Here is a 23,414-nt window from a genome sequence, read left to right as displayed (position 1 = left end):
TCGCCATTGCGGCCGGCATCGTCCGCCGGTTGCAAGATCTTGCCGTTGGCATAAGTTCTGGCTGCCAGTTCAAGGGGAAAAGACGATGGAAACGACTTCGCTTCTGATCTTTGCCGGCGCATTGCTGGTGGCGGCGGGTTCGCCCGGCCCGTCGATCGCCGCCCTGGTTGCACGGGTGATCTCGAAGGGTTTTCGCGACGTGCTGCCGTTCCTGGCGGCGATGTGGATGGGGGAGGCGATCTGGCTGTCGCTGGCGGTGTTCGGGCTCGCATTCGTGGCGCAATCTTTCCACCTGGCGTTCGTGATCGTGAAATGGCTTGGCGTCGCCTATCTCGTCTACCTCGCCTGGAAGATGTGGACCGCACCGGTCGAGGCGCGTGAAGGCGAGATGCCGCGCCAGGATTCGGCAGTCCGGCTGTTCGCTGCCGGCATGGCCGTGACCTTGGGTAATCCCAAGATCATGATGTTCTACCTCGCGCTGCTGCCGACCATCATCGATCTCGCTTCCGTCACAGTTGTCGGCTGGCTGGAACTGACGCTGACGATGGCTGCGGTGCTGATCGCCATCGACCTGTGCTGGGTGCTTGCGGCTGCGCAGGCGCGCAAGCTGCTGAGGAGCAATCGGGCAATGCGAATCGCCAATCGCGTCAGCGCGACGACGATGGCTGGAGCGGCTGCGGCGATTGCCGCCAGATAGTGCCGGTTTTCTCGGCAGGGATTGGCAGCGGGAGGCCCTGAGGACGTTGCGTCAGCCTCAAAAGCAGGCACGGCGTGCCCGCTGCGCAGGCATTTTTGCAAACGTTCCGTCAAACCTTTGTCGCTAAACGCGGGCCATCTGCTACGATAGTCGCAAAAGCATATGACGGGACGGGAGAAACTAACGTCATGGCCGCATCAGTGAAGTCGAAGGCGAAACCTGCCAAGACTGCATCGTCCTCCAAATCCTCCGCCAAACCCCCACAAATTCTTGAACTCCTGCTTGGCCGCGCTCCTGCCGAGGATGTGGCCGACTACGAACCCGGCATGCTGGAGCGCGCGGCTCACCTGGCCGAGCAGGCGGTTCTCAAGCACCGCAAGGGGTCGTCGGTGATCGACATCGAGACCGGCGGGGGCGTGATCCGGCACGGCCGGCCGGTGACTGTCGTCACCGTCGTCAACGACAACATGCCGTTCCTGTTCGATTCGGTCCTCGGCGAGATCACCGAGGCAGCCGGCGAGCCGGTACTCGTCACCCATCCCGTGCTGCGCGTGCGCCACGGCCGTACCGGCGTCGACGAGATCCTGAGCGACGGCAAGGGCGACCAGGGTGCCGACAAGCTGAGCGTCATCCATGTCCACATCCCGCTGCTCGGCAAGGACGCCGCGGAAGCGCTGCGCGAGCGGCTGAAGAAGCTGCTCGGCCAGGTCCGCGCCGCCGTGACCGATTGGAAGCGGATGCTGGCTCGGCTCGACCAGGCGATCTCGGAATTCCGCTATGCGCCGATCCCGCTCGACAAGAACGCGGTGCTCGAGGCGATCGCCTTCCTCGAATGGCTGCGCGATGACAATTTCACCTTCCTCGGCATGCGCGAGTTCAAATATTCGGGCGGCGAGAAGAGCGGAACGCTGGAGCGCGCCGACAAGCCGGGCCTGGGTATCCTCGCCGACCCCGACGTGCTGGTTCTGCGCCGCGACACCGTCGCTGCGATGTCGACGACGCCGGAAATCCGTGTCTTCCTGCATGGCCCCGATCCGCTGATCGTCACCAAGGCCAATGCCAAGTCGGCCGTGCACCGCCGTGCCTATCTCGACTACATCGGCGTCAAGACGTACGACGCCAAGGGCCAGCTTTCGGGCGAGTTGCGCATCGTCGGCCTGTTCACCTCGACGGCCTACACACGGTCGGTGATGAAGATCCCCTATCTGCGGTCCAAGGCCGAGACGGTGATACATAAATCGGGTTTCGATCCCGCCGATCATTCCGGCAAGGCACTGATCAACGTGCTTGAATCCTATCCGCGCGACGAGCTTTTCCAAATCGCGGTGCCGACGTTGCGCAAGCATGCCGAGGCAATCCTCGGCCTGGTCGAGCGGCCACGCGTTCGCGCGCTGGTTCGCGTCGACCAGTTCGACCGCTTCGTCTCGGTTCTCGTCTTCGTGCCGCGCGACCGCTACGATTCGGTCGCGCGCGAGCGGATCGGCGCCTATCTCAAGAAGGTGTTCGAAGGCCGCCTGTCTGCCTATTACCCGGCCTTCCCCGAAGGCGGGCTGGCGCGTGTGCACTTCATCATCGGCCGCTCCGGCGGCAAGACGCCCAAGGTCGAGCAATCGGCAATCGAAGCGGCGATCCGCGACATCGTCACGACCTGGGAAGACGGGCTGCGCGAAGCGTCGGCGGAGGCGGGTTCGCCCGCGTCGCTGGTCAGTGTCGCCAGCCATTTTCCGCAGGACTACCAGAACAGTTTCTCGCCGACGGCCGCCCTGCTCGACGCCGAGCGGATCACCACCGTCAGCGCCGCCAACCCGATCGTCATCGATTGCTACCGCGACGCCGGCCAGGCCCCGGAACAGGCTTCGCTGAAGATCTACCACCACGGCGCGCCGGTGGCGCTGTCGCGGCGCGTGCCCCTGCTCGAGAACATGGGCTTCCGGGTGATCAGCGAGCGTACCTTCGAGCTCGGCGAAAAGGGCGAAGACCAGATCTTCATTCACGACATGGAGCTGGAGAACGCCTACGGCCAGCCGATCGACCTCGCCGACGGCGGACTGCTGTTCGAGGAGGTATTCCTGTCGGTGTGGACCGGCGATGCCGACAATGACGGCTACAACGCGCTGGCGCAGACGGCGGGGCTCGGCGCCAACGAGATCGTCATCCTGCGCGCCTATGGCCGCTATCTGCAGCAGGCCGGCATTCCGCAGAGCCAGGATTTCATCGCCGCGGCGCTCAACCGCTATCCCGATATCGCGCGCGGCCTGCACCAGCTGTTCCTCGCCAGGCTCGACCCGGCGCAGGAAAAAGACGGGCTGGTCACGGCCAAGCATCTCAAGGCCAAGATCAAGGATGCGCTGGAAGCGGTCCCTAACATCGACGACGACACCATCATCCGTCGCTACGTCAACCTGATCGAGGCGTCGCTCAGGACCAACCACTTCGTCGCCGGCAAGAAGGAACGGGGCCAGTCGCTGGCGATCAAGCTCGATTCGCGCAGCGTTGACGGCCTGCCCGAGCCGCGGCCGTGGCGCGAGATCTTCGTCTACGGTTCCGAGGTCGAGGGCGTGCACCTGCGCTTTGGCCCGGTGGCGCGCGGCGGCCTGCGCTGGTCGGACCGGGCACAGGACTACCGCACCGAAGTGCTGGGCCTGGTGAAGGCACAGCAGGTCAAGAACGCCGTCATCGTGCCGGTCGGCGCCAAGGGCGGCTTCTTCCCGAAGCGGTTGCCGGTCGGCGGCAGCCGCGATGCCACCTTCGAGGCGGGCCGGGCGGCCTACATCAACTTCGTCTCGTCGATGCTGTCGATCACCGACAATATCGACGGCGACAAGGTCGTGCCGCCAAAGGACGTGGTGCGGCGCGACGTCGACGATTCCTATTTCGTCGTCGCCGCCGACAAGGGCACCGCAACCTTCTCGGACACTGCCAACGGCATCAGCGAGAAGCATGGCTTCTGGCTCGACGACGCGTTCGCGTCGGGCGGCTCGGCCGGCTACGACCACAAGAAGATGGGCATCACCGCGCGCGGCGCCTGGGAGGCGGTGAAGCGGCATTTCCGCGAGATGAACCGCGACATCCAGACGTCGCCGTTCACCACCGTCGGTGTCGGCGACATGTCGGGCGACGTGTTCGGCAATGGCATGCTGTTGTCCGAGCAGACCAGGCTGATCGCGGCCTTCGACCATCGCGACATCTTCATCGATCCCGATCCCGACATGGCGGCGTCGTTTGCCGAGCGCAAGCGCATGTTCGCCCTGCCGCGTTCGAGCTGGCAGGACTATGACAAGTCGAAGCTGTCGGTCGGCGGGGTGATCGTCCCACGGACGCAGAAATCGGTGACGCTGCCCGCGGCTGCTGCTGCTGCGATCGGACTGGAGAAGACCACCGCTTCGCCGACCGAGATCATGAGTGCCATCCTGCGGGCGCCGGTGGACCTGTTGTGGTTCGGCGGCATCGGCACCTATGTCCGGGCAACCGGCGAAACGAACCAGGAGGCCGGCGACCGGGCCAACGACGCGATCCGCGCGACGGCCAGCGAGGTTCGCGCCAAGGTCATCGGCGAAGGCGCCAATCTCGGCACGACGCAACGGGCGCGCATCGAATTCGGGCTCAAGGGAGGGCGCTGCAATTCGGACGCCATCGACAATTCGGGCGGCGTGAATTCGTCCGACGTCGAGGTCAACATCAAGATTGCCCTGGCTTCGGCGATGCGCTCCGGTTCGCTCCAGCGCCTGGCGCGCAACAAGCTGCTCGCCGAGATGACCGAGGAGGTGGCGGGGCTGGTGCTGGCCAACAACTACGAGCAGACGCTGGCGTTGTCTCTCGCCGCCCGGCGCGGCATCCAGGACATCGCGCATCAGGGGCGCTTCATGAGCGCGCTCGAAGCGCGCGGCCTGCTCGACCGCGCGGTAGAGAACCTGCCGAGCCAGGCTGCGCTGGCCGAGCGCCAGACGCGCGGCGAGGCGCTGACCCGACCCGAGCTCGGCGTGCTGCTCGCCTATGCCAAGATCGTGCTGTTCTCCGACATCGTCGCCAGCGACCTGCCCGACGATGCCCAGTTCGCACGCGACCTGATGGGCTATTTCCCCGGTCGCATGGCCAGGAAATACGAGGCGGAGATCGGCGGCCACCGGCTGCGCCGCGAGATCATCACGCGCGTGCTGGTGAACGATCTCGTCAATCGCGGCGGGCCGTCCTTCGTCAACCGCCTGCAGGAAGCGAGCGGCCGGTCGGCGGCGGACGTGGCGCGGGTCTTTGCGGTCGTGCGCGACGGCTTTGCGCTGCCCGGGCTCTATGCCGAGATCGACGCGCTGGACAATGTCGTCGATGGCACGACGCAGCTCGACCTCTACCAGGCTGTGAGCCGGCTGCTGTTTGCGACATGCGGCTGGTACCTCAGGAACGACCACGGCGACGCGCCGCTGGCAAGTCGCATCGCCGAGCTGCACCAGGCTCGGGCGGCGCTCGAGCACAAGTTTGCCGGCATGCTGCCTGCCTTCACCCAGGACCGCATCCAGAAGCGGAAGGCGGGCTTTGCGGCTGCCGGTGCGCCCGAGAAACTGGCCGAGCGGCTGTCGCTGCTCGAAGTCGGCGAACTGGTGCCTGACATCGCTCTGGTGGCCAAGACGGCCAAGGCCGACATCGTCGCGGCAGCCAAGTCGTTCTTCGCCGTCAGCGAGGCGTTCCGCATTCCGCGCATCGAAGACGCCGCCAATGCGATATCGAGCTCCGACTATTATGAGGGGCTGGCTCTTTCCCGGGCGTCGGACACGATCGGCGCGGCACGGCGCGGCATCGCGGTTGCAGCCCTTACCGGCTTCGGCTCGGCTGCCGATCCTGTCGCTGCCTGGCTCGACGCCGGTGGCGAGCGCATCAACCGTACCCGCGAAAGGCTGCAGGCGCTGACCGAGGGCGGCGACATCAGTGTGTCGAAGCTGACGGTTGCCGCCGGCCTGATGAGCGACCTGTCGGGCCGGTAGTGGCCTATCAAACCGGCCTGCCGCGGAAAATCGCGGCGGGCATTTCCTCAAGGACCACGCAAGCGAACTGCGTTATAGCTCGCAACGACGCGCAGATGCGGCGCGCGTGGAGGGATGATGGCTGAGACGATGGTGGTTCAACGTACGCCGCGGCGTGGCGTCTGGGGCTGGATGCTGTTCGACTGGGCGGCGCAACCTTTCTTCACCGTGGTCACCACTTTCATCTTCGGCCCCTATTTCGTCTCGCGCATGGCGACCGATCCGGCCATGGGCCAGGCGGCCTGGGGCTACGGCATCGCCGCTGCCGGCTTCGTCATCGCCATCCTGTCGCCGGTGCTCGGCTCGATCGCCGACCAGACAGGGCCGCGCAAGCCATGGATCGCCTTCTTCGCCGCGATCAAGATCATCAGCCTGTGTCTGCTCTGGTACGCCGAACCCGGCTCGCCACTGGTGCCGATCGTCTTGCTTTTTTCGCTCGCCTCGGTAGCGGCGGAGTTTTCGATCGTGTTCAACGATTCGATGATGCCGCGCCTGGTGGCGAAGGACGAGATCGGCAAGATTTCGAACATCGCCTGGGGTCTCGGTTATCTCGGCGGCATGATCGTTCTGGTCTTCGTCGTCGGCTTCCTGGCGGCATCGCTCGAAACCGGCAAGACCATCATCGGCGCCGAGCCGCTGTTCGGCATCGATCCGAAACTCGGAGAGGATGCACGCGCCACCGGCCCGATCTCGGCGTTGTGGTACCTGATCTTCATCCTGCCCATGTTCCTGCTCACGCCCGACAGCGGCAAGGGCATCGCCATCCGCCCGGCCGTGCGCCTGGGCCTGAGCGAGCTCAGATCGACATTGGGCGAGGTGCGCCAGCGCACCGGCATCTTCCGCTTCCTGGTCGCCCGCATGATCTACCAGGACGGCGTCAACGCATTGCTCGGGCTCGGCGGCGCGTTCGCCGCGGCGATGTTCGGCTGGACCATCACCGAGATCGGCATCTACGGCATCATCCTCAACGTCGTCGCCATCTTCGGCTGTCTCGTCGCCAGCCGTCTCGACACAGGGTTCGGCTCGAAGGTGGTGGTCGTGGTCTCACTCATCCTGCTGACGATCGCCACCATCGGCATCGTCTCGACCGGGCCGGGTTACACGCTGTTCGGCATCTGGCAGATGCCGGGCGCCGACACCGGCGGGCTGTTCGGCACGCCGGCGGAAAAGGCCTACATCGCCTTCGGCCTGCTGGTCGGCATCGCCTTCGGTCCGGTGCAGGCCTCGTCGCGATCCTACATGGCGCGCAGCGTCTCGGCCGACGAGGCGGGGCGTTATTTCGGGCTCTATGCGCTGTCGGGCCGGGCGACCAGCTTCGTCGCGCCTTTCGCGGTCGCGACGGTGACCGCATTGAGCGGTTCGCCACGCCTCGGCATGGCGATGATCATCATCTTCTTCGCCGTCGGGCTGGCGGTGCTGCTGCGGACGCCCTATCCGGCTGATGAAGTGAAGTAGCGCGTTACCCTTCCCTAGCGGGAAGGGCCGGCGGGAAAGCTTTGCCGGGTAAAACGATCGAGACGTGGCTGGGTACAGTCTTGGCGACTCCCACCCCGCTGCGCGGATCGACCCTTCCTACAAGGGGGAGGGTAAGGGCCTCAATGCCTGAAATGCCTGACACCGGTGAAGATCATGGCGATGCCATGCTCGTCGGCGGCGGCGATGACGTCGTCGTCGCGCATCGAGCCGCCCGGCTGGATGACGGCGGTGGCGCCGGCCTCGACGGCCGACAGCAGGCCGTCGGCGAAGGGGAAGAAGGCGTCGGAGGCGACGACCGAACCCTTGGTCAGCGGTTCGGTGAGGCCGGCGGCCTCGGCCGCGTCGAGCGCCTTGCGTGCGGCGATGCGGGAGGAGTCAACCCGGCTCATCTGGCCGGCGCCGATGCCGACGGTGGCCAGGTCGCGGGCATAGACGATGGCGTTCGACTTGACGTGCTTGGCGACACGGAAGGCGAACTTCATATCCTCGATCTCGCGCTGGGTCGGCTGGCGCCTGGTGACGACGTTGAGGTCAAGCGCGTCGACGATGGCGTTGTCGCGTGACTGGACGAGCAGGCCGCCGGCAACCGACTTGACGGCCAGGCCGGCGCGGTCCGGATCGGGCAGCCCACCCGTCACCAGCAGGCGCAGGTTCTTCTTGGCGGCGACGATGGCCTGGGCCTCCGGCGTGGCGGCTGGCGCGATGATGACTTCGGTGAAGATCTTGACGATCTCCTCGGCCGCCTCGGCGTCGAGGATGCGGTTCAGCGCGACGATGCCGCCAAAGGCCGAAACCGGATCGCAGGCCAGCGCCTTGGCATAGGCTTCCGCGAGGCTGGCGCCTTCGGCGACGCCGCATGGGTTGGCGTGCTTGATGATGGCGACCGCGGCGGTGCGGACCGGATCGAACTCGCCGGCGAGCTCGAAGGCGGCATCGGTGTCGTTGATGTTGTTGTAGGAGAGCTGCTTGCCCTGCAACTGGGTGGCGGTGGCGACGCCGGGGCGCTTGTCGCCGGTCAGGTAGAAGCCGGCCGACTGATGCGGGTTCTCGCCATAGCGCATGACGCTCTCGAGCCTGCCACCGAAGGCGCGCCAGTCGGGCGTCTCGATTTCGAGCGCTTCGGCAAACCAGCCGGAGATCGCGGCGTCATAGGCCGCGGTGCGGGCGAACGCCTTGGCGGCGAGCTTCTTACGCATCTCGTAGGGCAGGCTGCCATTGTTGGCGACGATGGCGTCGAGCACGTCCTTGTAGTCGGCGGGGTCGGTGACGATGGCGACATAGGCGTGGTTCTTGGCCGAGGCACGGACCATGGCCGGCCCGCCGATGTCGATGTTCTCGACGATCGAGGCGTAGTGGGCGCCGGAATCGCGCACCTCTTCGAACGGATAGAGATTGACCACCACGAGGTCGATCGGCTCGATGCCGTGCTCGGCCATGGCGGCAGCGTGCTCGGGGTCGTCACGGACACCTAACAGCGCGCCGTGCACCGACGGATGCAGCGTCTTGACGCGGCCGTCCATGATCTCGGGGAAGCCGGTCAGTTCGGAGACGTCGCGGACCGCGATCCCTTCGGCTGCGATGCTCTTGGCCGTGCCGCCGGTCGACACAAGCTCGACGCCGATATTGGCGAGGCACTTGGCGAACTCGATCAGGCCTGTCTTGTCGGAAACCGACAGCAGGGCGCGACGGATCGGCACCAGATCGGGAGCGGGGATCTTCTTGGAAACGACGGCCATGGCGAGGGGGCCTTTCACGGCTGGATGGGAGGAGCTGCGTGCGGGCGGCGTACCATATGACGTTTGGAAATCAAGGCGCGCAGGGCCTTTCGCTCAGTTTTCGAGGCGGCTGATGATGCGGGTGCGGGAGAATTGCCAGTGCACCTCGGACACTTCCGAAGCCTTGAACGACAGCACGATCTGGTGCGAGCGGCGTGGCCCGCCAAGCCCCGCAAAATAGATCGATTCCTCGACCTCGGCGGGGATGTCCGGCGAGATGAAGACCCAGGTGTCGATGTCGGGGCCGGTCAGCACCAGCCGCTCCTTCTGGTCGCGGAACAGCTGGATGTCGGGATGGACATGGAAGCGCACGCTGACGAGATCGCGGCCGTCGTTCCGGATCGGCGTCTTGCCGGTGCGCAGCAGGCGGTCGCAGCCCGACAGGATGCTGCCGCCGGCCGACAGGCTGAGCTCGCGCTCGTGATGGAGGCCGAAGCGCTGGGCGTAGCCGTCGTGGCTGGCGATGAAGCCATGGATGCCGGGCTTGTCGAGGCGCTGCGTGGACACCGATTTGGGGCCGCCGAAAAGCGGGCTGCCGAGCAGGCCGCTGACGCGCTGCGAATGGGCAAAACTTGCCGACGAGGTGTCGTTGATCGTGACTGTGGAATGCGCGGCGGTGGCGCGGGCCAGTGGCCGCAGTTCGGCGATGCCATAGGTGTCGACGCCGGCGTTGACGATGTAGTGCTGCCGGCCCGACGACATCTCGAAGGACAGGCAGCCGGCATGGGCGTGGTTCGACACGTCGATGGGCGGGGCGGTGCCGGTGTCGGCAATGACGGTGGTGCCGCCCATGGCCAGCCGCTCGTAGCCGGAGTGGGTGGCATGCAGCGGCGGCGAGCCGGCGGTGTCGTCATGGCGCAGGATCGCCGCTATGCGGTCGTGGATGGTGGCGCCCATGCCGTTGAAGCGGGCAAGGCTGCCGTCCTGGTGGCGGAAGAAGCGCAGGGCGGGCAGCATGCGTTCGACCGCATTGATCAGCGCCAACGGCGGCTGCTCGGCCTGGTTGGCATAGGTGTGGCGCAGCGGCAGGAGGTCGGCGAGGATCTCCAGCACCGCCATCGGGTTGCGCGAGACATGGCCGCCGTCAGGCAGGATCTGGCGGTCGAGCTCTTCGGCGAGGCTGCGCGTCGCCGAGCGCAGGGCCGAGACCGGCGCGGGCAGGGACAGGGCGGCGAAGGCAAGCGCGATGCGCGCCCTGAGCCGGTCCTTGCCGGCGGGCATTTCGCGCGCCATCGAGCGGAGGTAGCGGATCTGCATCGCCAGCGAGCGCAGGAACGACCGGTAGAAGGAGAATTCGGCGCCCTGCAACACGACCGAGGAATGCTGGAGCCAGGCGATGATGCGCTTGGCAGTGGTGGCCGGCTCCCAGGCGACGCCGGAGATGCGGTTGCCGTGCATGGCAATCCAGTCGGACACCAGCGCCCGCGCATTCGCTGCGGCGAGTTCGGTGCCGGCGGCGCGCATGTGGCGCAGCCAGCGGAAACCGTGCAGGCTGCGCTGCCAGCCCCTGTTGGGCACTTCGACCGTGAAGGGTGACTGGCCGCCGGTCTCGACCAGGTGGCCGGACAGCGGAAAGCGGCCATAGTAGATTTCAAGCGCGATCTGGGGATCGGCGAGCCGCAGGTCGGGCGGAGCAATGAGCACGCGTTCGGGCGTACGCCCCGAGTAGCGCCAGCGATAGGCCGGACCGGCGCGCAAACGCCGACGTGCCTTGCGCCAGAACTCCTTGGCGACGAGCGTCCACAGGCGCGTCGTGTTGTCCGCCGAAATCGACAATATCCCTCCCGACGCAACCCACGCCATGGCTCAAATTAGGTTGTTTCAATGGCAGGCGCGAGGGTGAATTTTTGGTAAATGCGAGGGCGGATCAGGCGAGACGGCGGAAGCGCGCGGCAAAAAAGCCGTCGAGACCGGAGATGGCGGGATTGCCGAGGTCGAGGCCTGCGGGTGTGGTGCGCAGAAAACCCTCCGTGGTGATGAAGTCGTCTGCTCCTGCGACTTCGCCCACGCGAATCGGATCGAGTTCGACCTTGCCCTTGTGGTCGGCGAGGAAGCCGGCGACGAGCGCCTCGCCTTCGAGCGGATCGAGCGAACAGTTGGAAAAGACGATCCGGCCACCTGGCTTCACCAGCTTCACCGTGCGGTCGAGCAGCCCGCGCTGGACGCCGGCGAGCTTGGCGATGTCTTCAGGCGATTTGGTCCACAACACGTCGGGGTGGCGGCGCACGGTACCGGTCGACGAGCATGGCGCGTCGAGCAGCACGGCGTCGAACAGCTCCTCCGGCTCGTAGACGAGGATGTCGGCATTGACCTTGTCGGCGTCGAGGCCAAGGCGCTCGAGATTGCCGGCAAGGCGCGCGAGGCGGTTCTTCGAGGCCTCGACCGCAGTGACCTTGGCACCGGTGAGCACGAGCTGGGCGGTCTTGCCGCCGGGCGCAGCACACAGGTCGGCGACGCGCTGGCCGGCGACGTCGCCAAACAGCCGCGCGGGCAGTGCTGCGGCGGCATCCTGCACCCACCAGGCGCCCTCAGCGAAACCGGGCAGCTCGGCGACCGGTCCGGCGAGGCGCTCGATACGCAGCGAGCCGGTGGGCAGCACGGTGCCGCCCAACTGCTCCGCCCATTTGGCGGGATCGCACTTGGCGGTGAAATCGACCGGCGCCTCGATGCGATGCGCGGCGAGGATATTCTTCGCGTGTTCCGCGCCGTAGGCCGCGGTCAGCCGCTCGACGAACCAGTCCGGCGCGTCGTTCGTCGTAGCCAGCATCTCAGGCAGTTCGGCATCCTTGGCACGGGCGAGCGAACGCAGCACGCCGTTGACCAGGCCGGAGAAGCGCACGGTGCGCGGATCTGCCTTGGCGTGGGTGACGGCGAGGTCGACGGCAGCGCTGTCGGGGATGTCGAGGAACAGGATCTGGGCAGCCGCGACATGCAGGATATGCGTCAGCACGGTGGCGTTGGCGGGGAGCGGCTTTTCCAGGCGGCGCGAGATCAGCTTGGCGATGGTGACGCGATAGCGAAGGGCGGTGGCCAGGATGGCGCGGACGAGCCCGCGGTCGCGCAGGTCGAGCGCCCGGAACTGCGGATGGCCGTGCTCGTGATCGGTCAAGCCGTCGAGCGGCGTCCTGGCGTCGATGGTGGCTGCAAGCAGGCGCGCTGCGGCCATGCGCGCGGCGATGCCGGGGACATCGGGAACGATGGACGGCCGGCTGCCCTTGCTGTCGCCGGTGCGTGCGCGGTTTCGCGAGCGGTCGCGCTGGCCGGCGCTCACGATCTCGGGCCCTTCGGCCCGGTCGGATTGCGGCCCCACAGGCCGGACGGGCGCGGTTGCTCGGGCGCCGTCTCGTCAGCGGGGCGACCGCCCCACGGGCCCTGCTGACCGGCAGGAGCCGTGCGCTGGGCTGTCGGCTGGGGTGCCGTGCGCTGTGCAGGTCGACCGATACCCTCATTCGCCATCGCCTGCAGGGCGGCGATGCGGTTCTCGGTGTTGGGGTGGGTCGAAAAGAGATTGTCCATGCGCTCGCCGGATAGAGGATTGATGATGAAGAGGGGAGCCATGGCAGGATTGCGCTCGGCTTCGGGGTTGTGGATGCGTTCGACGTTGCGAGCGATCTTGTCAAGTGCGGAGGCGAGCCAAAGCGGATTGCCGCAGATCTCGGCGCCGCGCCGGTCGGCCGAATATTCGCGCGTCCGGCTGATCGCCATCTGCACCAGCATGGCGGCAAAGGGCGCGACGATCATCGCCACCAGCACACCGACGAAGCCTAGCGGATTGTTGTTGTCGCGGTTGCCGCCGAAGAAGAAGGCGAAGTTGCCCAGCATCGAGATCGCGCCGGCAATCGTCGCGGTGATCGTCATGATCAGCGTGTCGCGGTTTTCGACATGGGCGAGTTCATGGGCCATGACGGCCGCGACCTCTTCGTGGCTGAGGCGCTGCAGCAGGCCAGTGGTGGCGGCGACCGCCGCGTTCTGCGGGTTGCGGCCGGTGGCAAAGGCGTTGGGCTGCGGATTGTCGATCAGGTAGACCTTGGGCATCGGCAGCCCGGCATTGGCGACAAGTCCGCGCACGATGGCGTAATATTCGGGCGCGTTGCGCTCATCGACCTCGACGGCGTGGTTCATCCGCAGAACCATCTTGTCGGAGTTCCAGTAGCTGAACAGGTTCATGCCGGCGGCGATCAGGAAGGCGATTGTCATGCCGCCCGATCCGCCAATCAGGTAGCCGACGCCCATGAACAGCGCCGTCATGGTCGCCAGAAGCATAGCCGTCCGCATCATGTTCATCGTCCGCTCCGTCCTTTTCCGCCTGCGCCAGGGTCGATCCCGGTCGCGCGCTTCGCTATATGATGGGAAACACGAGGGTGCGTTTCAATCATTTCCGAGGAATCCCATGAACGACGCCGAGCCGCAAATCGAAGCCGAGACGGCCGCACCAAAGGAACTTTCGCCGGCCGCCAGGCGCGCCTTAGCCGAGGCCGAGGCACGCCGCGAAGCCTACAGGGCGCAGGAGGCGAAGCTGCCGCGCGAGATCGGTGGCCGTGGCGGCAAGGAACCGGGACGCTACGGCGACTGGGAAATCAAGGGCCTGACCAGCGACTTCTGAGCTTTCGTCAGCGGGTCATGATGATGTCGTGACCCTGGCCGTTGGTGACGACGAACAGCTTAGTCAGGTCACCGCCCTGCCGCATGTCGCCAGCCATCCAATGCACCGTGGTGGCGACAATGAATGGACCATCCGGCACGCCCGAGAAAGTGAAGCGGCCTTCGCCGTTGGTCTGAGTCACACGTGTGTAGTCCTTCAGACGCGCGTCCGGATTGGTGAATACAACCGGGCCGGTGGCAGACGCGCTGCGATTGAACGCCTCCATGGTGTATGGCGTTTGAGGTGTGAGGTAGACAGGGCTGCCGGCGGCATAAACAACCACGCCATCATTGCGGCGCATGAATGCCTGGCCAGAGATGGTCGCCTTGCCCGGCTTGTTTGCGAATTCGTGTTCTGCATTGTTGAACTGCGTTTGTATCGGAATTTGCTGGACGCAGCCTGTCGAGAACAGCATAGCCGCGACAATTAATGCCGAGTCTATTCTTCGTTTCATCTTCCCCTCCCGTCTTTTCGTCAATCTATTCATTATTGCATTCGACTAATCAACTGGAACGCTGGAGCGGGAACTGAAATCCGTGCCGGTCGTTTCGCTGGGAGGTGCGAAAGGAGCGATTATGGCAAAGTGGTCAATTACCGGACTCGTAGTTACTGCCCTGCTGGGCACCATACCGGCGCAGGCGCAGACCAAGGAACCGGCGGTGCCGCCGCAGAATTCGCTCAAGCTGTCCGAGATCATCGCCAAGATCGAGCAGCGCGATCAATTCCGCTATCTTTCCGAAGTGGAATGGGAAAGCGAAGGCTATTACGACATCGTCTACTACACGTCGGACAAGGCCAAGGTGGAAATCAAGATCGACGCGGTTACGGGCGAACCGCGGCTCTGACCCGAGGCCGGTTAAAGCTTGGATGCCGAGGTCTGACCCGGCACGCCTGGTGCTGACAGAATTTGGCACACCCCTGCGCACCGAAACGGGACAGCTCCACGACTGGCTCTGGCGAACCGCATGCATCGTGGCTAGCGAGTGGTGAATAAACCGTGCATGCGGGGACTGCGTTTACGCTCCGTTTACCCTGATGCCACTCGAAATCCTGTAAATTCAATAACTTGTCGTGCCGTCGACCTGACGAGGCCAGCAGAGCGCCGACACGGCCAGTTTCCTGCAACGCCTTCGCCAGAGGCAAATCGAATGGCGGGGCGGGACATGTTGCAATTTCAGAAGGTGGGACGGACGGCACTTCGCCTGGCCGGGGATCGTCGTGGCAATTTTGCCGTCCTGGGTGGCGTGACGATTTCCCTGCTGGCCATGGCCGCCGGCTTCGGGGTCAACATCGCCCAGCTGTCCAATGTCAAATCCGGCCTGGCGCTGGCGGTCGACGGGGCGGTGACATCGACGGCGCGCGACCTGACGACCGGGAGGATCAAGCCAGAGGATGCCGACGCGTCCGTCAGGACTTTCCTCGAGGTCAATGCTGCGAGCCTGCTGGCGCCCGGCGAGAAGGTTGTGCTGCGCAGCGTCACCGTCGACCGGCTGGCGGGCACGGTCGAGGCGACCGCAGAGATCGACGTAGACATCTTCTTCCCGCTTTTCGGCAAGGGCAACCGGCAGCGTGTTTCGGCTACGACCGCGTCGCTCTATTCCGACAAGCGCATCGAAGTTGCGATGATGCTCGATGTCACCGGCTCCATGGGCGGGCAGAAGATCAAGGATCTGAAGACGGCCGCCCAGAACGCCGTCGATATCCTTCTCACGGGCCAGGATGCCGACAAGCCGCGCATACGCATTGCGCTGGTTCCTTATGCCGAGGCGGTCAACACCGGTGGGCTGTCGGGCGCCGTCTTCGTCGAGAAGCCGGGCAAGTCCGACCTGCCGCCCCCGATCGATGCCTGGCAGGCTGTTTCTGCCAGCAGCGGCGACGGTTGCGCCAGCGAGCGCAAGGACAAGGACGGCTCCGCCGACTTCAGCGACGACGGCCCCTACACCGAGCGCGAGAACAACCAGGGCGAGATCTATCTCGCCAGGGTCAATCGCGACGACCGCGTCGGGTCATGCCCGTCGGCGAAGCTGATACCGCTGACCGCCGATGTGACGAAGCTGACGGCCGCGATCGGCGGGTTCAGGGCCAACGGAGTGACCGCAGGCGGCATCGCCGCGCAGTGGGGCTACTACATGCTTTCGCCCAAATGGCGCACTGCCATCAAGGATGCGAACCTCGGTGCGGGCCCGGCCAATCCCGATGCGAAGAAGGTCGCGAAGGTGGCCATCCTGATGACCGACGGCCTGTTCAACACTGCCTTTGCAGGCGTCACGGGAAGGCCCCAGGGCAGCCAGTCGGCGAAGTCCGGCAGCTATGCCGAAAGCATCTGTACCAACATGAAGAACGACGGCATCGAGGTCTTCACCATCGGCTTCGACCTCGACAACAAGGACACCTCGAAGTCCGAAAGGAATGCGGCCAAGGCCGTGCTCAAGAACTGTGCGACGCCGGATACCGGCACGCTGAAGCGTTATTTCGAAGTCTCGACGGGCAAGGAACTCGACGAAGCCTTCCAGACCATCGCCCGCAACATCGAACAGCTGTCACTGACCAAGTAGGCGGCACCGCGAGGAATCAAAAAGGCCGCGCTTCTTGCGAAGACGCGGCCTTTCCGTGTTTCGTCCGTGGCGCGGCCGTCAGCAGCGATGCCGGAGCATCGCCCGCCGCACATCATGCATCGCTCAGGAAGGCTGCTTCCCGAGAAGGCAATCCGCAGAGGCCACGTTCAGGAAAACGAAATCACTCGACATCGGATCACCTCCTTTCAGTTCGTTGAACACATTAGGGAAGGTGGGGGCTTTCCATCGATTTGGCAAGTGCGACCATGGCACTAGACCGTTGGTACGGCATCATGCGGCGAGACTGTGCTTTTCCTGGAATACATCCCGCGCGGCGAACAGGCCGTTGAGTGCCGCTGGAAAGCCGGCATAGACAGCCATCTGCATGATCGTTTCGACGATCTCGTCTCGGCTGAGCCCGACATTCAGTCCCGCCTGGATATGCACCTTGAGCTGCGGGGTGGCATTGCCGAGCGCGGTCAGGGCGGCGATCGTAGCGATCTCGCGTGACCTGAGGTCCAGGCCCGGGCGCGAGTAGATGTCGCCGAACGGGAACTCGATGATGTAGCGGGCGAAATCGGGGGCGATGTCGGCGAGGGAATCCACCACCTTCTGCCCGCCTGCGCCGTCGATCTCAGCGAGTGCGCGCGTGCCGCGCTCGAAGCGGCTCTCGTTGATCTTGTCCATTGGTCTCGGTCCTTTCTTCTGCATCGGCGTAGCCAGCGATCTTGGCGTCGAGAACGAGGAGGTTGGCCTGAAGGTCGGCGATGTGGCCCCGCACCTTGTCGCGGTGCTTTTCGAGCAGGACGCGGCGCTCGGCGTCGGTAGCCGGACCCGTCTGTCGGAGGGCCGCATAACGCAGCATCTCGCGGATCGGCATGCCAGTGGCCTTGAGGCGGCCGAGGAACTCGATCCAGACGAGGATCGAGGCATCATAGTCGCGTTGACCCGATGCGCCCTTGTCGGGCGCCGGCAACAGCCCGATCTGCTCGTAGTAGCGGATCGTGTAGGCTGTCAAACCGCTGCGCCTGGCGAGTTCTCCGATCTTCATGGTCAACCTTGTCTCGTTACGACGCTCGCGATGCTAGGTGTTCGAGCGCGCTCTAAGTCAAGGCCTGTTTCGGGAGCTTACTGACGACGAGTTGCGATCGGCCGGTGCGCCTGTCGCGCATGCCGAGCCGCGGCCGGGCGCCGAGACCGGATCAGGCTGCGGCCTCGGCGCTGGCCGTGTCGGTGATGACGGGCAGATGCGGTCCGTGCTGTTCCAGCGAGCCGACCGGCAGGATCGCCATGGCGTTGCCGCGCACCGCGATCGATGTGAGGAGTTGTCAATTGACGGCTTCGGGAAGGCGTTGGACCAGCAGCCGGAAGCAAAATCCCCCGCATCGGTGATGCGGGGGAGGAGAGTGGTCAGACCCGCTTGTTCTGGCGGTTGGCGACGAGGTCGTCGACGACGGCCGGATCGGCCAGCGTCGAGGTGTCGCCGAGCGCGCCGAAATCGTCCTCGGCGATCTTGCGCAGGATGCGGCGCATGATCTTGCCGGAGCGGGTCTTGGGCAGGCCCGGCGCGAACTGGATCTTGTCGGGCGAGGCGATGGCGCCGATTTCCTTGCGGACATGGGCGACGAGTTCCTTACGCAGGTCCTCTGTGGCCTCGATGCCGGACATCAGCGTGACGTAGCTGTAGATGCCCTGGCCCTTGATGTCGTGGGGATAACCAACGACGGCGGCCTCGGAAACCTTGTCGTGGCTGACCAGCGCCGATTCGACCTCGGCCGTGCCCATGCGGTGGCCGGAGACGTTGATGACGTCGTCGACCCGGCCGGTGATCCAGTAGTAGCCGTCGGCATCGCGGCGGCAGCCGTCGCCGGTGAAGTACTTGCCCTTGTAGGTGGCGAAGTAGGTCTGGATGAAGCGCTCGTGATCGCCATAGACGGTGCGCATCTGGCCCGGCCAGGAGTCGGCGATGCAGAGATTGCCGTCGGCCGCACCTTCGAGCAGCTTGCCCTCGTTGTCCACCAGTTCGGGAACCACGCCGAAGAACGGCCGCGTCGCCGAGCCAGGCTTGAGGTCGGTGGCGCCGGGCAGCGGGGTGATCAGGATGCCGCCGGTCTCGGTCTGCCACCAGGTGTCGACAATCGGCACCTTCTTGTCGCCGACGACGTTGTAGTACCACTCCCAGGCTTCAGGGTTGATCGGCTCGCCGACCGAGCCCAGCACGCGCAGCGACTTGCGGGAAGACTTCTTCACGTGCTCGTCGCCGGCGCCCATCAGGGCACGGATCGCGGTAGGGGCGGTGTAGAAGATGTTGACCTTGTGCTTGTCGACGACATCCCAGAAGCGCGAGGCGGAGGGATAGTTGGGCACGCCCTCGAACATCAGCGTGGTCGCGCCGTTGGCGAGCGGGCCGTAGACGATGTAGCTGTGGCCGGTGACCCAGCCGACATCGGCGGTGCACCAGTAGATGTCGCCGTCATGGTAGTCGAAGACATACTGGTGGGTCATCGCTGCATAGACGAGGTAGCCGCCTGTGGTGTGCAGCACGCCCTTGGGCTTGCCGGTCGAGCCGGAGGTGTAGAGGATGAATAGCGGGTCCTCGGCCTTCATCTTCTCAGGCTTGCATTCGGCTTTCACCGAGCGGACCTCGTCATGGTACCAGTGGTCGCGGCCCGGCGCCCAGCCGATCTTGCCGCCGGTGCGGCGCACGACCAGCACGTCCTTGACGATGACGTGGTTCTTGGCCGCGATGTCGATCGCCTTGTCGGTGTTTTCCTTCAGAGGAATTGCTTTTCCTCCGCGCAGACCCTCATCGGCGGTGATGACGAAGGTCGATTCGCAGTCGACGATGCGGCCGGCGAGCGCGTCGGGCGAGAAGCCGCCGAAGACGATCGAGTGGATGGCGCCGATGCGGGTGCAGGCGAGCATCGCATAGGCCGCCTCGGGGATCATCGGCATGTAGATGGTGACGCGGTCGCCCTTCTTGACGCCGTGCTTCTTCATCACGTTGGCGAGGCGGCAGACGTGCTCGTAGAGCTCGTTGTAGGTAATCTTCTTGTCGTCGTATGGGTTGTCGCCTTCCCAGATGATGGCGGTCTGGTTGCCGCGCTTCTTGAGGTGGCGGTCGATGCAGTTGTAGGAAACGTTGGTCAGGCCGTCTTCGAACCACTTGATCGAGACCTTGCCGTCGAAGGAGGTGTTCTTGACCTTAGTGTAGGGCTTGAACCAGTCGATCCGCTTGCCGTGCTTGCCCCAGAACTTGTCGGGGTTCTTCACGCTCTCGCCATACCATTTCAGGTAGGTGTCGTTGTCGATGAGCGCATTCTTCTTCCACGCCGGCTGGACGCGGTGGACACGGACTTCGGACATTTCTTTCCCTTCCTCCCGGATGCGATCCGTCGGCTCCTGGTGGCCGGCGGACGGCGACCTCAGGGCCGCACGTTGGCGGGCATTATTATCAATTCCCGCCTCGCCACAATATTAGACATTGGATTTGCCTCGGCGCATTCCGCAGCGGCAAATCGCCGCCGCCTTATAGCCGTCGGAAACGGCTGCGGTCGAGTTCTAAACTGCTGATTTCTTGGAACTTATCACGTGTGGATCACGTTCATTTTAGTGGACGGTTAACGACCGCGGCGCAGACTCGGGCCGTGGAGGAGTTGTTCGACACGGAAGGCTTGCGATGCGCGACACTTCTGAACTGGAACTGATGCTGAAGGGGTACGGCCTGACCACAGCTGAAATCCTGTACCACCTGCCCGACCATCCGCATGTGCTGCAGACCTACATCTGGCAGGACTACGACCTGGCGCCGAAATTTCCGATCCTGTTCGGGTTCATCGAGTTCTGGCGGGCCAAGCTCGATGGTCCGTTGCATTCGGTGCACTACACCCATCGCAAGCTGATCGCACCCAACGAGTGGCGCAAGGTCGATGGCGAATTCCTGATGCACTAGGCGGACTGCCCTTCCGATTAACCTTGCGCGGCCAATTCAGCGCAGGTGAGCGTGCCCTGCATGCTAGTATTCGCCGTCGGTGGGCGGCAGTCGGCGGGAGGCGGCATGTCTCAGGCAAGCGGCGCTTGGGTTTTGATCTTTTCCGATGGCACGGGGCAGCGCGGCGTCCGGGCCGACGAGATCGAGCAGGTCGGCGATAGGCAGTTCAAGAACACCAATGTGTTCCAGATGTATTCGGCCATCGACGGCAGGCCGGGCATCCGCGCCTTCTACGATGCCGGCCTCGGCGCGCCGGAGGCAGGCGAGTGGAACTGGACTCGCACCCTGCGCAACCTATGGAGCAAGGCCACCGGCTGGGGCATCACCGCAAACATCGTCGATTGCTACGAAGCCCTGATGATGGATTGGCGGCCAGGCATGAAGGTCGGGCTGTTCGGCTTTTCCCGCGGCGCCTACACCGTGCGCTGCCTCGGCGGTGTGCTGGCGACATGCGGGATCGCGACGACCGATCTTGGCGGGCCGATATCGCGGGACAAGGAGGGTGCCGGTGCGGAGCGGCGGCGGGCCATCGCGGCGGCGGCGGTCACGGCCTACAAGATCAAGAACAAGACCGAGCGGCAGAGGGCCGGTTCCGATTTCGGCGCCAGGCATGGTGCGGCAGCCGTGGTGCCCGACGTGATCGGCGTGTTCGACACCGTTCGCGCGCTTGGGCTGCCCGGCATCATGAACATGGTGAACCCCTACAAGCACGAGTTCCACGACAACGAACTGTCGGTACGCGTTCCCGTCGGCCTGCATGCGCTCTCCATCGACGAAAACCGCAAGGCATTTGCTCCGGTGCCGTGGGACGAGGTCGATGCCGACGGCAGGGCTGCGGGCCAGGTCGTCGAACAATGCTGGTTTCCAGGCGTGCATTCCGACATCGGCGGGGGATATGACGACGACGACAACCTGGCCAAGCTCAGTCTCGGCTGGATGCTGGACAGGCTGCGCACCTTGTCCGGCCTCGATTTTCCCGTGGCAGTCGAGATCGAAGGAAAGGTGCTAGGCCGCGCGCATGACGAACGCACGGGCCTGGGTATATTCTGGCTGCCGGGAGAGCGTTCGATCCAATGCAAGGCCATCGACGTCGACAGGCTGTGCGTCGACATCGAGAAGCGTTTCGACGATTACAACCCTCGCTACAGGCCTGGCTCGCTGAGCCGGCATCCGCGGGTGCGACGATACTTTTGAGGGGCGGTTTCGCTGCTGTCGGTGGCCTGGCAGGCGTGCTGGCACAAATCAATCGCAAGCGATGCAGCCACTGGGCTGATTGCATGCAGGTCCCGGGACGGGTATTCCGCCACGAGAACTTCCGCTGTGCCCTCGATGCCAGCGGGTCAAAGGGAGAGTTACGATGAACACCAAGATCCTGGCTGGCGTTTCGCTGGCTGCATTGCTCGCATTCGGTTCTGCTGCGCGCGCCGACATCACCATTGGCCTCGTTGCACCGCTGACCGGACCGGTCGCGGCCTATGGCGACCAGGTCAAGAACGGTGCCCAGGCGGCCGTCGACACCATCAACGAGAAGGGCGGCATTCTCGGCGAGAAGGTCGTGCTGAAGCTCGCCGACGACGCCGGCGATCCCAAGCAGGGCGTTTCGGCCGCCAACCTGCTGGTCGGCGAAAGCGTCCAGTACGTCGTCGGTCCGGTGACCTCGGGCGTCGCCATCCCGGCGTCGGACGTGTTTGCCGAAAACGGCATCCTGATGGTGACCCCGACCGCGACCGCGCCGGACCTCACCACCCGTGGCCTGACCAACGTGCTGCGCACCTGCGGCCGCGACGACCAGCAGGCCGAAGTCGCCGCTGCCTATGTCCTCAAGAACATGAAGGACAAGCGCGTCGCGGTGATCGACGACAAGGGCACCTACGGCAAGGGCCTGGCCGATGCCTTTAAGGCAGCGATCAATGCCGGCGGCTTGCAGGAAGTTCAGCAGAACTCGCTGACCCCTGGCGAAAAGGACCTGTCGGCCCTCGTCACGCGCCTGAAGTCCGATAACGTCGACGTGGTCTATTTTGGCGGCTACCACCCTGAGGGCGGCCTGCTGGCCCGCCAGCTCAAGGACGGTGGCGTCAATGCCGTGATCATCGGCGGCGAAGGCCTGTCGAACACCGAGTTCTGGGCCATCGGCAACGAAGCCGCCGCCGGCACGCTGTTCACCAACGCCTCCGACGCGCTGAAGAACCCGGCTTCGGCCGACGCCGTCAAGGTGCTCGAGGGCAAGGGCATTCCGCCGGAAGCCTTCACGCTCAACGCCTATGCTGCGGTCGAGGTGCTGAAGGCCGGCATCGAGAAGGCCGGCAAGGCCGACGACACGGCGGCCGTTGCCGCAGCGCTCAAGTCGGGCGAGCCGATCGCCACCGCCATCGGCAACCTGACCTATGGCGAAAGCGGCGACCTGACCTCGCCGAGCTTCTCGCTGTTCAAGTGGGAAGGCGGCAAGATCGTCGCGGCTGAATAACCCAGCGCGTCAACTGTTCAAGAAAAAGGCCGGAGCGCAAGCTCCGGCCTTTTTCGTTTTCCAGGCTGGCGCTGGTCAGCGCGTCCCGAAGATTGCCGAGCCGACGCGGACGCTTGTCGCGCCGAAGGCAACCGCAAGCTCGTAGTCGCCCGACATGCCCATCGACAGCCTTTCGAGGCCGGCTTCACGCGCCAGCTTTTCGAGCAGGGCGAAGTGCGGGCCCGGGTTCTCCTCCGCCGGAGGAATGCACATCAGGCCTTCGATCGCCAGCCCGTGGACCTCGCGGCAGCGCTTGACGAAGGCCACGGCCTCGCGCGGCTCGATGCCGGCCTTCTGCGGCTCGGAGCCGGTATTGACCTGGACGTAGAGCCTTGGTGCGCGGCCCTGGCGCTCGATTTCCCTGGCGAGCTCGGCGGCGATCTTCTCGCGGTCGACGGTCTCGATGACGTCGAACAGGGCGACGGCCTCCTTGGCCTTGTTGGACTGCAGCGGGCCGATGAGGTGCAGCTCGATGTCGGGGAATTCGGCCTTCAGCCCGGGCCACTTGCCCTGCGCTTCCTGCACCCTGTTTTCGCCGAAGACGCGCTGGCCGGCCTCGATGACCGGGCGGATGTGCTCGGCGTCGAAGGTCTTGGAGACCGCCACGAGCGTTGCCGAACCCTCCGGCCTGTTGGCCTCGCGCTCGGCCGCACCTATCTTATCTTTCACCAGCGTTAGCTGTTCGACCGACTTTTCCATATCGCTGGCCCTGCTGCTTTTTGCCCGCCCCCGGCTTGCCGGAGTTGACGGGTCCGGGAATCCA

Annotated in this window: 18 protein-coding genes and 1 pseudogene; 9 read left to right on the top strand and 10 right to left on the bottom strand. The window is 64.9% G+C overall.

Annotated features, from left to right (window positions below; all coding sequences use genetic code 11):
* The first annotated feature begins 85 nt into the window (after positions 1–85).
* The 3 genes from ASC75_RS11920 to ASC75_RS11910 all read left to right on the top strand — a co-directional run bounded on the left by ASC75_RS11920 (position 86) and on the right by ASC75_RS11910 (position 7,164).
* Positions 86–697: a LysE family translocator gene (locus ASC75_RS11920; RefSeq protein ID WP_055974990.1), complete on the top strand. Its 612-nt coding sequence runs from the start codon at positions 86–88 to the stop codon at positions 695–697.
* Between the two features lie 188 nt (positions 698–885).
* Positions 886–5,670 carry an NAD-glutamate dehydrogenase gene (locus ASC75_RS11915; RefSeq protein ID WP_055974988.1) on the top strand — a complete coding sequence of 1,595 codons (4,785 nt, stop codon included), beginning with the start codon at positions 886–888 and terminating at the stop codon, positions 5,668–5,670.
* 117 nt (positions 5,671–5,787) lie between these two features.
* A complete protein-coding gene (locus ASC75_RS11910) occupies positions 5,788–7,164 on the top strand; it encodes an MFS transporter (RefSeq protein ID WP_184117379.1) in 1,377 nt (458 codons plus the stop codon).
* Positions 7,165–7,304: 140 nt separating this feature from the next.
* Here the strand turns inward: ASC75_RS11910 and purH are convergent, their stop codons facing one another.
* The 4 genes from purH to htpX all read right to left on the bottom strand — a co-directional run bounded on the left by purH (position 7,305) and on the right by htpX (position 13,244).
* Complete coding sequence (gene purH, locus ASC75_RS11905) at positions 7,305–8,921, bottom strand: bifunctional phosphoribosylaminoimidazolecarboxamide formyltransferase/IMP cyclohydrolase (protein ID WP_055974984.1); 1,617 nt, start codon at positions 8,919–8,921, stop codon at positions 7,305–7,307.
* 93 nt (positions 8,922–9,014) lie between these two features.
* Positions 9,015–10,736, bottom strand: coding sequence for a heparinase II/III family protein (locus ASC75_RS11900; protein ID WP_055974981.1), 1,722 nt, complete (start codon positions 10,734–10,736; stop codon positions 9,015–9,017).
* Positions 10,737–10,827: 91 nt separating this feature from the next.
* On the bottom strand, positions 10,828–12,159 hold the full coding sequence (locus tag ASC75_RS11895; protein WP_055975472.1) for an RsmB/NOP family class I SAM-dependent RNA methyltransferase: 1,332 nt from the start codon (positions 12,157–12,159) through the stop codon (positions 10,828–10,830).
* Between the two features lie 68 nt (positions 12,160–12,227).
* Positions 12,228–13,244: a zinc metalloprotease HtpX gene (gene htpX / locus ASC75_RS11890; RefSeq protein WP_055974978.1), complete on the bottom strand. Its 1,017-nt coding sequence runs from the start codon at positions 13,242–13,244 to the stop codon at positions 12,228–12,230.
* A gap of 106 nt (positions 13,245–13,350) precedes the next feature.
* On the opposite strand from htpX, the gene ASC75_RS11885 reads away from it, so the two are divergent.
* On the top strand, positions 13,351–13,563 hold the full coding sequence (locus ASC75_RS11885; RefSeq protein ID WP_055974974.1) for a DUF1674 domain-containing protein: 213 nt from the start codon (positions 13,351–13,353) through the stop codon (positions 13,561–13,563).
* 7 nt (positions 13,564–13,570) lie between these two features.
* Here ASC75_RS11885 and ASC75_RS11880 read toward each other — a convergent pair whose 3' ends face one another.
* A complete protein-coding gene (locus tag ASC75_RS11880; RefSeq protein ID WP_156381210.1) occupies positions 13,571–14,056 on the bottom strand; it encodes a hypothetical protein in 486 nt (161 codons plus the stop codon).
* Positions 14,057–14,177: 121 nt separating this feature from the next.
* Here ASC75_RS11880 and ASC75_RS11875 point away from each other — a divergent pair, with 121 nt between their 5' ends.
* Both ASC75_RS11875 and ASC75_RS11870 read left to right on the top strand, forming a co-directional pair.
* Positions 14,178–14,447: a PepSY domain-containing protein gene (locus tag ASC75_RS11875; RefSeq protein ID WP_055974969.1), complete on the top strand. Its 270-nt coding sequence runs from the start codon at positions 14,178–14,180 to the stop codon at positions 14,445–14,447.
* A 318-nt stretch (positions 14,448–14,765) separates the two neighbouring features.
* A complete protein-coding gene (locus ASC75_RS11870; protein ID WP_055974966.1) occupies positions 14,766–16,157 on the top strand; it encodes a pilus assembly protein in 1,392 nt (463 codons plus the stop codon).
* 291 nt (positions 16,158–16,448) lie between these two features.
* Here the strand turns inward: ASC75_RS11870 and ASC75_RS11865 are convergent, their stop codons facing one another.
* From ASC75_RS11865 to acs, 4 genes and pseudogenes are all read right to left on the bottom strand, one after another.
* Positions 16,449–16,844 carry a carboxymuconolactone decarboxylase family protein gene (locus ASC75_RS11865; RefSeq protein ID WP_184117378.1) on the bottom strand — a complete coding sequence of 132 codons (396 nt, stop codon included), beginning with the start codon at positions 16,842–16,844 and terminating at the stop codon, positions 16,449–16,451.
* Positions 16,792–17,208 (bottom strand): MerR family transcriptional regulator, encoded by a 417-nt coding sequence (locus ASC75_RS11860; RefSeq protein ID WP_055974959.1) that lies wholly within the window; start codon positions 17,206–17,208, stop codon positions 16,792–16,794. Before ASC75_RS11860 ends, ASC75_RS11865 begins: the two co-directional genes overlap by 53 nt.
* A 154-nt stretch (positions 17,209–17,362) precedes the next feature.
* Positions 17,363–17,470 (bottom strand): annotated as a pseudogene (locus ASC75_RS25435) (creatininase family protein); the annotation flags it as partial.
* A 97-nt stretch (positions 17,471–17,567) separates the two neighbouring features.
* Complete coding sequence (acs, locus tag ASC75_RS11855; protein ID WP_055974955.1) at positions 17,568–19,523, bottom strand: acetate--CoA ligase; 1,956 nt, start codon at positions 19,521–19,523, stop codon at positions 17,568–17,570.
* Positions 19,524–19,836: 313 nt separating this feature from the next.
* On the opposite strand from acs, the gene ASC75_RS11850 reads away from it, so the two are divergent.
* The 3 genes from ASC75_RS11850 to ASC75_RS11840 all read left to right on the top strand — a co-directional run bounded on the left by ASC75_RS11850 (position 19,837) and on the right by ASC75_RS11840 (position 22,612).
* Positions 19,837–20,109 carry an usg protein gene (locus ASC75_RS11850; protein ID WP_055974952.1) on the top strand — a complete coding sequence of 91 codons (273 nt, stop codon included), beginning with the start codon at positions 19,837–19,839 and terminating at the stop codon, positions 20,107–20,109.
* A 105-nt stretch (positions 20,110–20,214) separates the two neighbouring features.
* A complete protein-coding gene (locus tag ASC75_RS11845) occupies positions 20,215–21,342 on the top strand; it encodes a DUF2235 domain-containing protein (RefSeq protein ID WP_162244918.1) in 1,128 nt (375 codons plus the stop codon).
* Positions 21,343–21,505: 163 nt separating this feature from the next.
* Positions 21,506–22,612, top strand: a complete 1,107-nt coding sequence (locus ASC75_RS11840; RefSeq protein ID WP_055974946.1) for a branched-chain amino acid ABC transporter substrate-binding protein — start codon at positions 21,506–21,508, stop codon at positions 22,610–22,612.
* Positions 22,613–22,687: 75 nt separating this feature from the next.
* On the opposite strand, the gene ASC75_RS11835 is transcribed toward ASC75_RS11840, so the two are convergent.
* Positions 22,688–23,350, bottom strand: coding sequence for a YggS family pyridoxal phosphate-dependent enzyme (locus tag ASC75_RS11835; RefSeq protein ID WP_055974943.1), 663 nt, complete (start codon positions 23,348–23,350; stop codon positions 22,688–22,690).
* Positions 23,351–23,414 lie beyond the last annotated feature (64 nt).

This window comes from Aminobacter sp. DSM 101952, assembly GCF_001424795.1.
Taxonomy (GTDB): domain Bacteria; phylum Pseudomonadota; class Alphaproteobacteria; order Rhizobiales; family Rhizobiaceae; genus Aminobacter; species Aminobacter aganoensis.
This window is presented reverse-complemented; position numbering and strand designations above follow the sequence as displayed.